Raw genomic sequence first — 15172 nt, forward strand, 5'->3', positions numbered from 1 at the left:
ATTCCGTTTCCGCTATTACAAACCGTCGGTGACGATTTTAGCCGCCGACGCTAATACATCGCGACGGCTTTCTGCCTTAGGTTGAGGCTGGGTGAAGTAAGTGACCAGAATCAGCGGCGCACGATCTTTTGGCCAGATCACCGCGATATCGTTGGTGGTGCCATAGCCACCGCTGCCGGTTTTATCCCCCACAACCCAGGAAGCAGGCAGTCCAGCCTGAATGCTCGCTGCACCGGTGGTATTGCCTTTCATCCATGTCACCAGCTGCGCCCGTTGGCTGTCGCCCAATGCTTTACCCAGCGTCAGATTCCGCAGAGTTTGCGCCATTGCCCGAGGTGAAGTGGTATCACGCGGATCGCCCGGAATGGCGGTGTTTAACGTCGGCTCGGTACGGTCGAGACGGAACGTTTCGTCTCCCAGCTGTCGGGCGAACGCGGTGACGCTAGCCGGGCCGCCAACGTGAGCAATCAGCTTATTCATCGCCACGTTATCGCTGTACTGTAGCGCGGCCGCGCTAAGCTCAGCCAGTGACATCGTCCCATTGACGTGCTTTTCCGCAATCGGATTATAGTTAACAAGGTCAGATTTTTTGATCTCAACTCGCTGATTTAACAGATTCGGTTCGCTTTCACTTTTCTTCAGCACCGCGGCCGCGGCCATCACTTTACTGGTGCTGCACATCGCAAAGCGCTCATCAGCACGATAAAGTATTTGCGAATTATCTGCTGTGTTAATCAATGCCACACCCAGTCTGCCTCCCGACTGCCGCTCTAATTCGGCAAGTTTTTGCTGTACGTCCGCCGTTTGCGCATACAGCGGCACACTTCCTAACAACAGCGTGACGGTTGCCGTCGCCATCAGCGTGAACTGGCGCAGTGATTTTTTAACCATGGGATTCCTTATTCTGGAAGATACGAAATAACAACAACATGAATAGTCCCTAAATTCCACGTGTGTTTTTTATTAGCTTCAAAAATCACTATTTCACGAAGAATTTAGACTGCTTCTCACACATTGTAACATTATTTACAACCACCTTTCAATCATTTTTGATAAATCATTGATTTCATCTTTGCTGCAATGATACTTAATAAACTCTGCAAGTTATCCACAGAGCAACACTCAATTTTATTGATGATATTCTTATTATACCAGACATTTTTCATACACTCCCTTGTACGGATAGTTTTCCGACAACTTCATGATTACATATCTTGCGGTTTTGATTATTTTTGCTGCAAGAAATACATACTTCAAACGAAAGGTCTTTATTTGCTGTCTGTATTCTGAAGAGTCCAAGGAATCAAACTTGAACAACAAAAATAGGTTATATGAAAGCATCATCATTTGAAACACGGCTTCATTCGCCCAAAATGACTTTAGCAAGAGATGACCCACCGCCATGTCGTATTTGGCTTCTTTGATATAGTTTTCAGCATTACCACGCTTTTCATAGTATATAACTACTTTTTCAGAAAGCAAGGTAGTATTTGTTACAAAGAAAAAGTAGTCGTATTCGGAACCTTCTAAAAGTGATAATTGTGCTCTTTCTTTTTCTGGTTTCAGTACGCGAGATACGACAAATCTTCTGTCTTTTTCCCATTTAACTAATTTTGTATACAGTTCTGTAGTTTCTCTACCTTCTTCTCCTTTAACGAATACAATTGATGAATTCGTTGCTTGTGAGGTGAGTGTAGAATAACTTTTGGCTTTAATTAAATATTTGCATCCAAGAGATTCTATCGTTTCGATAATTTTTTCATCAAAGTAGCCACTATCCATTCGAAATAAAATTTCTAAATCGTCTGATTTGATGTTAGCAACAATTTCTTTGATCATTTCCGCAGCACCGTTTGCAGTGTAAGTATTGCCACTTCTTACAAATCCGGTAACATATGCTTTTAATTCGTCGCAAAATGCAAATTGGATATTGTAGCATCGGTTTCCCAGTTTCTTAGGATTATATCCTTTTGACGCACCTTCTTGATGACCTTCTACGTTAATTACACTACTATCAATATCAATCGTAATGGATGTCAATTTACTTTTAGTGAGCAGTTTTTTAAAGACTTTAAAATTAATGTCTCTAAACATTTGGGTTGTCTTGAAGTTGAAGTTTCCTAGAAACCGTGACACTGTTTCAGGTTCTTTTACGGAAATATCAAACTCGTTGACGAGGGGATCATTTTGAAGTAGCTTTAGACGTTCTAACTTATCAATGCCAATGAAGTGACCGCAGAGCATGGTCTTTATATGATTCATCTTGATTTTATTTGTTGAGTCATTATCAAATACGAGGTCATTTTCAATAAAATCAAAAATCCCATTGCTTTTTGCATTCTCAAGGAGCAGAAAAAGACCTGCATTTGATGTTAGATTCTTAGCTTTGAAATCAATTTTATTAATCATAATTAGAACCCCTTTTTACTACTTTTCTTACTATTATTTTACCATATATCGAGTCATAAAAGCTGATAATTTAACATATTTTTGAGCACTTTTCTTTCACCCAATGGGTGAAAGCTGAATTTCGAAGGAATGCATATTTATCAAGGCTTTGATTATGCTTTTTGAAGTACTGACGTAGAATCTAGGTATGATTCATATCGGTGAGGAAGGTGCCCAGAAAACGGACACATCCAATTTGCAGGGCAATGCCCAGACGGTTGTGATCACCTCTGCTTTTTCCGATAAATTCCTTGTCTGCTTCATCAAGGTGAAAATATCGTGCCAGCTGAAGCTCATCCGGTTCACCGGTGAATCTGCCATAGCTTTCAGTCTGCTCAGTGGTCAGAAAGTCAACGGGCATATCGGCCTCCCTGCCTGACGGGCATTTAGTAACATTTTTCCAACCGTACGAAATGTTATAAATTATCGGACATCGTAAAACTGTTACATTAATATGTCTATTAAATCGTAAATTTGTAATAATAGACATGAGTTGTCCGATATTCGATTTAAGGTACATTTTTATGCGACTTTTTGGTTACGCTCGGGTCTCAACCAGTCAGCAGTCTCTTGATCTTCAGGTCAGAGCACTCAAAGACGCAGGTGTGAAAGCAAACCGTATATTTACCGATAAGGCATCCGGCAGTTCAACAGACCGGGAAGGGCTGGATTTGCTGAGGATGAAGGTGGAGGAAGGTGATGTCATTCTGGTTAAGAAGCTCGACCGTCTTGGCCGCGACACTGCCGATATGATCCAACTGATAAAGGAATTTGACGCTCAGGGCGTGGCAGTCCGGTTCATTGATGACGGGATCAGTACCGACGGTGATATGGGGCAAATGGTGGTCACCATCCTGTCGGCTGTGGCACAGGCTGAACGCCGGAGGATCCTAGAACGCACGAATGAGGGCCGACAGGAAGCAAAGCTGAAAGGAATCAAATTTGGCCGCAGGCGTACCGTGGACAGGAACGTCGTGCTGACGCTTCATCAGAAGGGCACTGGTGCAACGGAAATTGCTCATCAGCTCAGTATTGCCCGCTCCACGGTTTATAAAATTCTTGAAGACGAAAGGGCCTCGTGATACGCCTATTTTTATAGGTTAATGTCATGATAATAATGGTTTCTTAGACGTCAGGTGGCACTTTTCGGGGAAATGTGCGCGGAACCCCTATTTGTTTATTTTTCTAAATACATTCAAATATGTATCCGCTCATGAGACAATAACCCTGGTAAATGCTTCAATAATATTGAAAAAGGAAGAGTATGAGTATTCAACATTTTCGTGTCGCCCTTATTCCCTTTTTTGCGGCATTTTGCCTTCCTGTTTTTGCTCACCCAGAAACGCTGGTGAAAGTAAAAGATGCTGAAGATCAGTTGGGTGCACGAGTGGGTTACATCGAACTGGATCTCAACAGCGGTAAGATCCTTGAGAGTTTTCGCCCCGAAGAACGTTTTCCAATGATGAGCACTTTTAAAGTTCTGCTATGTGGTGCGGTATTATCCCGTGTTGACGCCGGGCAAGAGCAACTCGGTCGCCGCATACACTATTCTCAGAATGACTTGGTTGAGTACTCACCAGTCACAGAAAAGCATCTTACGGATGGCATGACAGTAAGAGAATTATGCAGTGCTGCCATAACCATGAGTGATAACACTGCTGCCAACTTACTTCTGACAACGATCGGAGGACCGAAGGAGCTAACCGCTTTTTTGCACAACATGGGGGATCATGTAACTCGCCTTGATCGTTGGGAACCGGAGCTGAATGAAGCCATACCAAACGACGAGCGTGACACCACGATGCCTGCAGCAATGGCAACAACGTTGCGCAAACTATTAACTGGCGAACTACTTACTCTAGCTTCCCGGCAACAATTAATAGACTGGATGGAGGCGGATAAAGTTGCAGGACCACTTCTGCGCTCGGCCCTTCCGGCTGGCTGGTTTATTGCTGATAAATCTGGAGCCGGTGAGCGTGGGTCTCGCGGTATCATTGCAGCACTGGGGCCAGATGGTAAGCCCTCCCGTATCGTAGTTATCTACACGACGGGGAGTCAGGCAACTATGGATGAACGAAATAGACAGATCGCTGAGATAGGTGCCTCACTGATTAAGCATTGGTAACTGTCAGACCAAGTTTACTCATATATACTTTAGATTGATTTAAAACTTCATTTTTAATTTAAAAGGATCTAGGTGAAGATCCTTTTTGATAATCTCATGACCAAAATCCCTTAACGTGAGTTTTCGTTCCACTGAGCGTCAGACCCCTAAAAGAACTTTCCGCTAAGCGATAGACTGTATGTAAACACAGTATTGCAAGGACGCGGAACATGCCTCATGTGGCGGCCAGGACGGCCAGCCGGGATCGGGATACTGGTCGTTACCAGAGCCACCGACCCGAGCAAACCCTTCTCTATCAGATCGTTGACGAGTATTACCCGGCATTCGCTGCGCTTATGGCAGAGCAGGGAAAGGAATTGCCGGGCTATGTGCAACGGGAATTTGAAGAATTTCTCCAATGCGGGCGGCTGGAGCATGGCTTTCTACGGGTTCGCTGCGAGTCTTGCCACGCCGAGCACCTGGTCGCTTTCAGCTGTAAGCGTCGCGGTTTCTGCCCGAGCTGTGGGGCGCGGCGGATGGCCGAAAGTGCCGCCTTGCTGGTTGATGAAGTACTGCCTGAACAACCCATGCGTCAGTGGGTGTTGAGCTTCCCGTTTCAGCTGCGTTTCCTGTTTGGGGTCGTTTGCGGGAAGGGGCGGAATCCTACGCTAAGGCTTTGGCCAGCGATATTCTCCGGTGAGATTGATGTGTTCCCAGGGGATAGGAGAAGTCGCTTGATATCTAGTATGACGTCTGTCGCACCTGCTTGATCGCGGCCGCGATAGCTAGATCGCGTTGCTCCTCTTCTCCATCCGCGTTCCAAGCTGCGGAAAGGCACCCATAAGCGTACGCCTGGTCGAGCAGGCGACGCGGATCGACGTCCAGCGCACGAGAGAATGCGTCCGCCATCTGTGCAATGCGTCTAGGATCGAGACAAAGGTCGTCTCTGTCAGCCGGATCGTAGAACATATTGGCGGCGCCAAAGCCCACTTCACCGACCAGACCGACGGGATCTATCACCAGCCAGCCGCGACTGGAGAACATGATGTTTTCATGATGCAGATCGCCATGTAGCCCACGCAGTTCCGAGGCATTGCTCATCATTTGATCGGCTATAATCGCCGCGTGGACGTAGTCAGTTTGACAACCTGCGTTTTGATCATCGCGCGCCCGCTGAAACAAAGCTGCAAAGCGATCCCGGATCGGGAGAAGGGCAGAAGGCAGGGGTTCCTCAGATGCGGCATACAGCTTCGCCATTAGTTCCGCTGCAATTTCGGTCGCCTGGTAGTCGCCGTGCTCGGCAACGATGTGAGAGAGCATTCGCTCCCCGGCATATTCGAGCAACATCAGATTGTTCTCACGACCGAGCAACCGGACTGCTCCCCTCCCATTGCGCCATACCAGATAGTCGGCCCCGCGCAGTTCATCAGCAATGTCTTCTATAGGTTTCAATCCCTTGACGATTGCAGGAGTCCCGTCTGGCAATGAAACTTTCCAAACGAGGCTGGAAAAGGTGTCCGCAATGAGAACAGGTTGCGAAACGTGCCAATGAGCAGGAAAAACAGGCGGCATGAACATCAACCCCAAGTCAGAGGGTCCAATCGCAGATAGAAGGCAAGGCGTTCGCGGTCGGGGGCTTCGATCCCCAATACATTGAATAGGACAGCGAAGGCGCGCTCTGCTTCATCTGGCGCTGCCCAGTTCTCTTCGGCGTTAGCAATCATGAGTGCCAAATCGGCATAGCGATCTGCTGTTCCGAGCCGCCCAAGGTCGATCAGACCCGTGCATTGAAGAGTTTTAGGGTCCACCATGAAGTTCGGCATGCAGGGATCACCATGGCAAACAACCATATCGGTGCGCTCTTGGTCGAGCCGCACCGGTAGCTCTCGTTCGACACGAGCCAAAAGATCGAGCTGCGGCGTACTCTTGTCCTCGTCCGGTAAGAAGTCGGGATTGACGGCATTGCGGGACACCACATCAACGGCGCGTCCGAACATTCGCGACAGCCTGCGCTCAAACGGACATTGATCAACCGATAGGCTGTGAACAGCGCCAAGTTGCTGCCCCATTGACGGCCACGCTTTGAGCAAATCCGCTCCAGACAGATCAGCCGCCGGTACTCCCGGAATTGCCGTTATCACCAAGCATGCACCCTCCTGTTCCTCCTGCCAGTTGATGACCTCGGGGCAAGCCACACCTCGACCTTTGAGCCAAATGAGGCGGTCACGCTCTCCAGCGAGCTCACCGCGGCGGGAAGCAGGTGCGATTTTCGCGAAGGCATGCCCGTCACCACGTCGAAAAACAAAATCACCAGATTCTCCGCCTCTGACAGGCAACCAGTCAGAATGCGATTCACCAAAAAAAATATTAGTTCGATTCAATGGAGGTTCCTTCAGTTTTCTGATGAAGCGCGAATATAGAGAAATATCCCGAATGTGCAGTTAACGAATTCTTGCGGTTTCTTTCAGCGCCGCCAATACCGCCAGCCCGTCGCGCAAGGGGCGCGGCTCGTGTGTGCGGATGAAGTCAGCTCCACCTGCGGCGGCGGCAAGCTCTGCAGCGAGTGTCGCGGCCCCGACATCCCCCGGACCACGGCCTGTGAGCGCGCGCAGAAAGGATTTGCGCGAAACAGACAGAAGCACCGGCAAATCGAAGCGCAGCCGCAATTCATCGAACCGCGCCAGCACCGAGAGCGAGGTTTCGGGAGCAGCCCCCAGAAAAAACCCCATGCCGGGATCAAGGACAAGGCGGTTGCGTTTGATACCGGCACCCGTCAGCGCCGCGATGCGCGCGTCAAAGAACGCCGCAATGTGATCCATGATGTCGCCAGCGGGTGCCTCGCGCCGATCTGCCTGCCCGTCTTGCACCGAATGCATAACGACGAGTTTGGCAGATGATTTCGCCAATTGCGGATAGAACGCAGCGTCTGGAAAACCGCGAATATCATTGAGATAGGCCACACCACGCGACAAGGCATAGGCTTGCGTCGCGGGTTGATAACTGTCGAGCGAGACGGGAATGCCATCTGCCTTGAGCGCGTCCAGCACCGGCGCGATACGCGCGATTTCTGTGTCGGACGAAACAGGCGCGGCGTCGGGATTGCTGGATGCCGGACCGAGGTCGATCACATCTGCCCCCTCGGCCATCAGCTTACGCGCCTGCGCAATGGCTGCGTCTGGCGCCAGATACCGGCCTCCATCGGAGAAACTGTCCGAGGTTATGTTGACGATGCCGAAAATGATGAGCGATTTATTCATGGGGGCTTCTATAATAATAATAATCGAGCATGAGTCTCATACGGATGCTCGGGTCGAAAGGGAATCCCCAGGCGAGTAACCTGTTTGCGGTGCTCCATTAGCTGCAGGAGCAGAATAGCATACATCTGGAAGCAAAGCCAGGAAAGCGGCCTATGGAGCTGTGCGGCAGCGCTCAGTAGGCAATTTTTCAAAATATTGTTAAGCCTTTTCTGAGCATGGTATTTTTCATGGTATTACCAATTAGCAGGAAAATAAGCCATTGAATATAAAAGATAAAAATGTCTTGTTTACAATAGAGTGGGTATCGGAGACGAAGAAGGACAAGGTACATGCTGACCGATACCAAGCTGCGCAATCTCAAGCCCAGGGACAAACTCTACAAAGTGAATGACCGGGAAGGTCTCTATGTGGGGGTCGCCTCAGAAAACGGAATCTATGGTCACTCCCGTTTTTGCAACACCGATTTTGACGACAAGTTGGCTTGCTTGAATCTATCCGGCGTCTGAATGGGATTTTATTCCCGCGCCTCGATGAGTTCCGCGCCTGATGAACCTCCAGAAAATATACGGCTTCAATGAGCCTTTCCGTTTTACAGGTTCCTCAACAGGCCGGTGGGCCGTTAGTATCATCAATATCAGTATTCGCAAAACCAGATGAATGATTGTTTAAACTGGTGTATTTCTGCCTTTATGCTTCGTAAGTTTGCTGTCGCGCCGTCAGTGCCCAGGCTATTCTGGCCAGCTTGTTTGCCAGAGCACAGGTGACGACAAAGTTGCTTTTCCGACACAACAACTCCCTGACCCAGTCGGCCAACTTGCCAGACTGGTGTTCCAGTTTTTGTATGAATACCCTGGCACACTGAACCAACAAAGTTCGGATCTTTTTGTTGCCCCGCTTGCTAATCCCTAACAATGTCGTCCGACCTCCCGTGCTGTACTGTCGGGGTACCAGCCCTGTTGCCGCCGCAAAGTCACGGCTGCTGGCGTACTGCTTCCCGTCGCCAATCTCAGTTGAAATAGTACTGGCAGTCAGCGTTCCAACGCAGGGAATACTCAGCAAGCGCTGTCCAACCTCATCTTCGTCCAACTTTCGTTTCAACTGAGATTCCAGATCTTTAATCTGCTCAACAAGATAGTGATAATGCTGTTGTAATTTCAGCAGTAACTGGCTGAGATAAAGAGGCAAACTACTGTCCTCAAGAAGGGTACTCAGTCGACTAATAACGGCAGCACCTCGCGGAACGCTGATACCAAATTCCAGCAGAAAAGCATGCATCTGATTAGTTGTTTTCACCTTATCCTGAACCAGGGATTCACGGACACGATGCAGAGCTCGCATTGCCTGCTGAGATTCGGTTCTGGGCTGCACGAAACGCATAGATGGACGTGATGCTGCTTCACAGATAGCTTCAGCATCAACGAAGTCATTTTTGTTGCTTTTAACGAATGGGCGGACAAATTGCGGTGATATCAGCTTTGGAAAATGCCCTAACTCTGCCAGCTTGCGTGCCATAAAGTGAGAACCGCCACAGGCTTCCATCGCGATGGTTGTTGCCGGGCATGTCGCCAGAAATTCGATTAGCTTTGGTCGGGTGAATTTTTTACGGTAAACGGCCTTCCCACGATGATCCTGACAATGAATATGGAAAGAGTTCTTACCCAGATCGATACCAATAAGCGCAATGTTTTCCATGATGGTTCTCCGAATGAAAGCCTGTCCTCAGCATAGTACTGGGAAGGAGGGAGTGACCATCTCATTAAATAAAGCACGCTAAGCCGGTTGCAGCGGTCGTAGCGGCCTGAACTTGCCCGCGCCGATCTTGGCGCTGCTGCGCCAGAGGTAATCGCCGGTGAGGTTGATGTGCTCCCAACCGAGCGGCGACAGGTACTGCAACAGCGCGTCATCAACGGCATGGCCGTTGCCACGCAGCGCGTGCGCAGCCCGTTCCAGATAGACCGTGTTCCACAACACGACGGCAGCCGTTACCAGATTGAGGCCGCTAGCCCGGTAGCGCTGCTGCTCGAAACTGCGGTCGCGGATTTCACCCAGGCGGTTGAAAAACACTGCCCTGGCCAGCGCATTGCGCGCCTCGCCCTTGTTCAGGCCGGCATGCACGCGGCGGCGCAGTTCCACGCTTTGCAGCCAGTCCAGGATGAACAGCGTGCGCTCGATGCGGCCCAGCTCGCGGAGCGCCACGGCCAGGCCGTTCTGGCGTGGGTAGCTGCCGAGCTTTCGGAGCATCAGGGAGGCCGTCACCGTGCCCTGCTTGATCGAGGTGGCCAGCCGCAGGATTTCGTCCCAATGGGCGCGGACGTGCTTGATGTTGAGCGTGCCGCCGATCATGGGTTTCAGCGCGTCATAGGCGGCGTCGCCCTTCGGGATGTAGAGCTTGGTGTCGCCCAGGTCGCGGATGCGCGGCGCGAAGCGGAAGCCCAGGAGGTGCATCAGGGCGAAGACGTGATCGGTGAAGCCCGCCGTGTCGGTGTAATGCTCCTCGATCCGCAAGTCGGACTCGTGGTACAGCAGGCCGTCGAGCACGTAGGTCGAATCGCGCACGCCGACGTTCACGACCTTGGTGTGAAATGGCGCGTACTGGTCAGAAATGTGGGTGTAGAACGTCCGCCCTGGGCTGCTCCCGTATTTCGGGTTGATGTGGCCGGTGCTCTCGGCCTTGCTGCCGGTGCGGAAGTTCTGGCCGTCCGACGATGAGGTGGTGCCGTCGCCCCAGTGCTCGGCGAAGGGATGGCGGAACTGTGCGTTGACCAGATCGGCCAGCGCCGCCCCGTAGGTTTCGTCGCGGATGTGCCAGGCTTGCAGCCAAGCCAGCTTGGCGTAGGTCGTGCCGGGGCAAGACTCCGCCATCTTGGTCAGGCCCAGGTTGATCGCGTCGGCGAGGATCGTGGTCAGCAACAGGTTCTTGTCTTTGGCCGGGTCGCCCGATTTCAGATGCGCGAAATGCCGAGTGAAGCCCGTCCATTCGTCCACCTCCAGCAGCAGTTCGGTGATCTTGACGTGCGGCAGGATCATTGCCGTCTGGTCGATCAGCGCTTGGGCGGTGTCGGGTACCGCCGCGTCGAGCGGCGTGATCTTCAAGCCTGACTCGGTGATGATGGCGTCCGGCAGCTCGTTGGCCGTCGCCATACGGTTGACGGTGGCAAGCTGTGTTTCCAGCAGCGTCAGCCGGTCGTTCAGGTACCGGTTGCAGTCGGTGGCCACGGCCAGCGGCAATTCGCTGGCCTGCTTGAGGCTGGCGAATTTCGCGGGCGGCACCAGGTAGTCCTCGAAGTCCTTGAACTGGCGCGACCCCTGCACCCAGATGTCGCCGGAACGCAACGCGTTCTTCATCTCCGACAGCGCGCACAGTTCGTAGTAGCGCCGGTCGATGCCGGTGTCGGTCATGACCAGCTTCTGCCAGCGCGGCTTGATGAACTCGGTCGGCGCGTCGGCGGGCACCTTGCGGGCGTTGTCGCTGTTCATGCCGCGCAGCACCTCGATGGCGTCGAGCACGTCCTTCGCGGCGGGAGCGGCCCGCAGCTGGCACTGTTGCAAAGTTAGCGATGAGGCAGCCTTTTGTCTTATTCAAAGGCCTTACATTTCAAAAACTCTGCTTACCAGGCGCATTTCGCCCAGGGGATCACCATAATAAAATGCTGAGGCCTGGCCTTTGCGTAGTGCACGCATCACCTCAATACCTTTGATGGTGGCGTAAGCCGTCTTCATGGATTTAAATCCCAGCGTGGCGCCGATTATCCGTTTCAGTTTGCCATGATCGCATTCAATCACGTTGTTCCGGTACTTAATCTGTCGGTGTTCAACGTCAGACGGGCACCGGCCTTCGCGTTTGAGCAGAGCAAGCGCGCGACCATAGGCGGGCGCTTTATCCGTGTTGATGAATCGCGGGATCTGCCACTTCTTCACGTTGTTGAGGATTTTACCCAGAAACCGGTATGCAGCTTTGCTGTTACGACGGGAGGAGAGATAAAAATCGACAGTGCGGCCCCGGCTGTCGACGGCCCGGTACAGATACGCCCAGCGGCCATTGACCTTCACGTAGGTTTCATCCATGTGCCACGGGCAAAGATCGGAAGGGTTACGCCAGTACCAGCGCAGCCGTTTTTCCATTTCAGGCGCATAACGCTGAACCCAGCGGTAAATCGTGGAGTGATCGACATTCACTCCGCGTTCAGCCAGCATCTCCTGCAGCTCACGGTAACTGATGCCGTATTTGCAGTACCAGCGTACGGCCCACAGAATGATGTCACGCTGAAAATGCCGGCCTTTGAATGGGTTCATGTGCAGCTCCATCAGCAAAAGGGGATGATAAGTTTATCACCACCGACTATTTGCAACAGTGCCCGCTGCCCTACCTCTCACTAGTGAGGGGCGGCAGCGCATCAAGCGGTGAGCGCACTCCGGCACCGCCAACTTTCAGCACATGCGTGTAAATCATCGTCGTAGAGACGTCGGAATGGCCGAGCAGATCCTGCACGGTTCGAATGTCGTAACCGCTGCGGAGCAAGGCCGTCGCGAACGAGTGGCGGAGGGTGTGCGGTGTGGCGGGCTTCGTGATGCCTGCTTGTTCTACGGCACGTTTGAAGGCGCGCTGAAAGGTCTGGTCATACATGTGATGGCGACGCACGACACCGCTCCGTGGATCGGTCGAATGCGTGTGCTGCGCAAAAACCCAGAACCACGGCCAGGAATGCCCGGCGCGCGGATACTTCCGCTCAAGGGCGTCGGGAAGCGCAACGCCGCTGCGGCCCTCGGCCTGGTCCTTCAGCCACCATGCCCGTGCACGCGACAGCTGCTCGCGCAGGCTGGGTGCCAAGCTCTCGGGTAACATCAAGGCCCGATCCTTGGAGCCCTTGCCCTCCCGCACGATGATCGTGCCGTGATCGAAATCCAGATCCTTGACCCGCAGTTGCAAACCCTCACTGATCCGCATGCCCGTTCCATACAGAAGCTGGGCGAACAAACGATGCTCGCCTTCCAGAAAACCGAGGATGCGAACCACTTCATCCGGGGTCAGCACCACCGGCAAGCGCCGCGACGGCCGAGGTCTTCCGATCTCCTGAAGCCAGGGCAGATCCGTGCACAGCACCTTGCCGTAGAAGAACAGCAAGGCCGCCAATGCCTGACGATGCGTGGAGACCGAAACCTTGCGCTCGTTCGCCAGCCAGGACAGAAATGCCTCGACTTCGCTGCTGCCCAAGGTTGCCGGGTGACGCACACCGTGGAAACGGATGAAGGCACGAACCCAGTGGACATAAGCCTGTTCGGTTGGTAAGCTGTAATGCAAGTAGCGTATGCGCTCACGCAACTGGTCCAGAACCTTGACCGAACGCAGCGGTGGTAACGGCGCAGTGGCGGTTTTCATGGCTTGTTATGACTGTTTTTTTGTACAGTCTATGCCTCGGGCATCCAAGCAGCAAGCGCGTTACGCCGTGGGTCGATGTTTGATGTTATGGAGCAGCAACGATGTTACGCAGCAGGGCAGTCGCCCTAAAACAAAGTTAAACATCATGAGGGAAGCGATGATCGCCGAAGTATCGACTCAACTATCAGAGGTAGTTGGCGTCATCGAGCGCCATCTCGAACCGACGTTGCTGGCCGTACATTTGTACGGCTCCGCAGTGGATGGCGGCCTGAAGCCACACAGTGATATTGATTTGCTGGTTACGGTGACCGTAAGGCTTGATGAAACAACGCGGCGAGCTTTGATCAACGACCTTTTGGAAACTTCGGCTTCCCCTGGAGAGAGCGAGATTCTCCGCGCTGTAGAAGTCACCATTGTTGTGCACGACGACATCATTCCGTGGCGTTATCCAGCTAAGCGCGAACTGCAATTTGGAGAATGGCAGCGCAATGACATTCTTGCAGGTATCTTCGAGCCAGCCACGATCGACATTGATCTGGCTATCTTGCTGACAAAAGCAAGAGAACATAGCGTTGCCTTGGTAGGTCCAGCGGCGGAGGAACTCTTTGATCCGGTTCCTGAACAGGATCTATTTGAGGCGCTAAATGAAACCTTAACGCTATGGAACTCGCCGCCCGACTGGGCTGGCGATGAGCGAAATGTAGTGCTTACGTTGTCCCGCATTTGGTACAGCGCAGTAACCGGCAAAATCGCGCCGAAGGATGTCGCTGCCGACTGGGCAATGGAGCGCCTGCCGGCCCAGTATCAGCCCGTCATACTTGAAGCTAGACAGGCTTATCTTGGACAAGAAGAAGATCGCTTGGCCTCGCGCGCAGATCAGTTGGAAGAATTTGTTCACTACGTGAAAGGCGAGATCACCAAGGTAGTCGGCAAATAATGTCTAACAATTCGTTCAAGCCGACGCCGCTTCGCGGCGCGGCTTAACTCAAGCGTTAGATGCACTAAGCACATAATTGCTCACAGCCAAACTATCAGGTCAAGTCTGCTTTTATTATTTTTAAGCGGGTAATGACTCCAACTTATTGATAGTGTTTTATGTTCAGATAATGCCCGATGACTTTGTCATGCAGCTCCACCGATTTTGAGAACGACAGCGACTTCCGTCCCAGCCGTGCCAGGTGCTGCCTCAGATTCAGGTTATGCCGCTCAATTCGCTGCGTATATCGCTTGCTGATTACGTGCAGCTTTCCCTTCAGGCGGGATTCATACAGCGGCCAGCCATCCGTCATCCATATCACCACGTCAAAGGGTGACAGCAGGCTCATAAGACGCCCCAGCGTCGCCATCGTGCGTTCACCGAATACGTGCGCAACAACCGTCTTCCGGAGCCTGTCATACGCGTAAAACAGCCAGCGCTGGCGCGATTTAGCCCCGACGTATCCCCACTGTTCGTCCATTTCCGCGCAGACGATGACGTCACTGCCCGGCTGTATGCGCGAGGTTACCGACTGCGGCCTGAGTTTTTTAAATGGCGGAAAATCGTGTTGAGGCCAACGCCCATAATGCGGGCGGTTGCCCGGCATCCAACGCCATTCATGGCCATATCAATGATTTTCTGGTGCGTACCGGGTTGAGAAGCGGTGTAAGTGAACTGCAGTTGCCATGTTTTACGGCAGTGAGAGCAGAGATAGCGCTGATGTCCGGCGGTGCTTTTGCCGTTACGCACCACCCCGTCAGTAGCTGAACAGGAGGGACAGCTGATAGAAACAGAAGCCACTGGAGCACCTCAAAAACACCATCATACACTAAATCAGTAAGTTGGCAGCATCACCCGACGCACTTTGCGCCGAATAAATACCTGTGACGGAAGATCACTTCGCAGAATAAATAAATCCTGGTGTCCCTGTTGATACCGGGAAGCCCTGGGCCAACTTTTGGCGAAAATGAGACGTTGATCGGCACGTAAGAGGTTCCAACTTTCACCAT

The 15172-nt window shown here is 52.0% G+C and carries 11 protein-coding genes and 5 pseudogenes; 5 read left to right on the top strand and 11 right to left on the bottom strand.

All coding sequences use genetic code 11. The features are described from left to right. Positions 1-15: 15 nt before the first annotated feature. From ACQG2Q_RS20815 to ACQG2Q_RS20825, 3 genes and pseudogenes are all read right to left on the bottom strand, one after another. On the bottom strand, positions 16-891 hold the full coding sequence (locus ACQG2Q_RS20815; RefSeq protein ID WP_000239590.1) for an extended-spectrum class A beta-lactamase CTX-M-15: 876 nt from the start codon (positions 889-891) through the stop codon (positions 16-18). A 255-nt stretch (positions 892-1146) separates the two neighbouring features. Further along, positions 1147-2409, bottom strand: coding sequence for an IS1380-like element ISEcp1 family transposase (locus tag ACQG2Q_RS20820; RefSeq protein WP_000608644.1), 1263 nt, complete (start codon positions 2407-2409; stop codon positions 1147-1149). A gap of 193 nt (positions 2410-2602) precedes the next feature. After that, positions 2603-2809: pseudogene (locus tag ACQG2Q_RS20825) on the bottom strand (DUF4158 domain-containing protein); the annotation flags it as partial. Between the two features lie 163 nt (positions 2810-2972). Between ACQG2Q_RS20825 and ACQG2Q_RS20830 the strand changes: the two are divergent. From ACQG2Q_RS20830 to ACQG2Q_RS20840, 3 genes and pseudogenes are all read left to right on the top strand, one after another. Next, positions 2973-3530, top strand: a complete 558-nt coding sequence (locus ACQG2Q_RS20830) for a recombinase family protein (RefSeq protein ID WP_001235713.1) — start codon at positions 2973-2975, stop codon at positions 3528-3530. A gap of 182 nt (positions 3531-3712) precedes the next feature. After that, a complete protein-coding gene (locus ACQG2Q_RS20835) occupies positions 3713-4573 on the top strand; it encodes a broad-spectrum class A beta-lactamase TEM-1 (RefSeq protein ID WP_000027057.1) in 861 nt (286 codons plus the stop codon). Positions 4574-4782: 209 nt separating this feature from the next. Further along, positions 4783-5187 (top strand): annotated as a pseudogene (locus ACQG2Q_RS20840) (IS91 family transposase); the annotation flags it as partial. Positions 5188-5293: 106 nt separating this feature from the next. Here ACQG2Q_RS20840 and ACQG2Q_RS20845 read toward each other — a convergent pair. Genes ACQG2Q_RS20845 through sul2 form a run of 3 tightly spaced genes read right to left on the bottom strand, consistent with a single transcriptional unit; the run spans position 5294 to position 7809 of the window. Beyond that, entirely contained in the window at positions 5294-6130 is an 837-nt protein-coding gene (locus tag ACQG2Q_RS20845; RefSeq protein WP_000480968.1) for an aminoglycoside O-phosphotransferase APH(6)-Id, read from the bottom strand. Beyond that, a complete protein-coding gene (gene aph(3'')-Ib / locus ACQG2Q_RS20850) occupies positions 6130-6933 on the bottom strand; it encodes an aminoglycoside O-phosphotransferase APH(3'')-Ib (RefSeq protein ID WP_001082319.1) in 804 nt (267 codons plus the stop codon). Before aph(3'')-Ib ends, ACQG2Q_RS20845 begins: the two co-directional genes overlap by 1 nt. A gap of 60 nt (positions 6934-6993) precedes the next feature. Continuing rightward, entirely contained in the window at positions 6994-7809 is an 816-nt protein-coding gene (sul2, locus tag ACQG2Q_RS20855; protein WP_001043260.1) for a sulfonamide-resistant dihydropteroate synthase Sul2, read from the bottom strand. A gap of 329 nt (positions 7810-8138) precedes the next feature. On the opposite strand from sul2, the pseudogene ACQG2Q_RS20860 reads away from it, so the two are divergent. Beyond that, a pseudogene (locus ACQG2Q_RS20860) lies at positions 8139-8243 on the top strand (Arm DNA-binding domain-containing protein); the annotation flags it as partial. 253 nt (positions 8244-8496) lie between these two features. Here the strand turns inward: ACQG2Q_RS20860 and ACQG2Q_RS20865 are convergent. The 4 genes and pseudogenes from ACQG2Q_RS20865 to intI1 all read right to left on the bottom strand — a co-directional run bounded on the left by ACQG2Q_RS20865 (position 8497) and on the right by intI1 (position 13186). Next, complete coding sequence (locus ACQG2Q_RS20865; RefSeq protein ID WP_000427614.1) at positions 8497-9501, bottom strand: IS110-like element IS5075 family transposase; 1005 nt, start codon at positions 9499-9501, stop codon at positions 8497-8499. Between the two features lie 78 nt (positions 9502-9579). Further along, a pseudogene (locus ACQG2Q_RS20870) lies at positions 9580-11346 on the bottom strand (Tn3 family transposase); the annotation flags it as partial. A 51-nt stretch (positions 11347-11397) separates the two neighbouring features. Further along, positions 11398-12102, bottom strand: coding sequence for an IS6-like element IS26 family transposase (locus tag ACQG2Q_RS20875; protein WP_001067855.1), 705 nt, complete (start codon positions 12100-12102; stop codon positions 11398-11400). Between the two features lie 70 nt (positions 12103-12172). Next, positions 12173-13186 (bottom strand): class 1 integron integrase IntI1, encoded by a 1014-nt coding sequence (gene intI1, locus ACQG2Q_RS20880; RefSeq protein WP_000845039.1) that lies wholly within the window; start codon positions 13184-13186, stop codon positions 12173-12175. 145 nt (positions 13187-13331) lie between these two features. Here intI1 and aadA1 point away from each other — a divergent pair. Beyond that, positions 13332-14170, top strand: a pseudogene (gene aadA1, locus ACQG2Q_RS20885) (ANT(3'')-Ia family aminoglycoside nucleotidyltransferase AadA1). A gap of 95 nt (positions 14171-14265) precedes the next feature. Here aadA1 and ACQG2Q_RS20890 read toward each other — a convergent pair. Continuing rightward, a protein-coding gene (locus ACQG2Q_RS20890; RefSeq protein ID WP_095033700.1) for an IS1-like element IS1B family transposase occupies positions 14266-14963 on the bottom strand; the annotation gives its coding sequence in 2 pieces (ribosomal slippage) (positions 14266-14714 and positions 14714-14963; 699 coding nt in all). Positions 14964-15172: the final 209 nt, after the last annotated feature.

It is taken from the genome of Enterobacter cloacae complex sp. 370H10 (genome assembly GCF_050031535.1).
GTDB lineage: Bacteria > Pseudomonadota > Gammaproteobacteria > Enterobacterales > Enterobacteriaceae > Enterobacter > Enterobacter intestinihominis.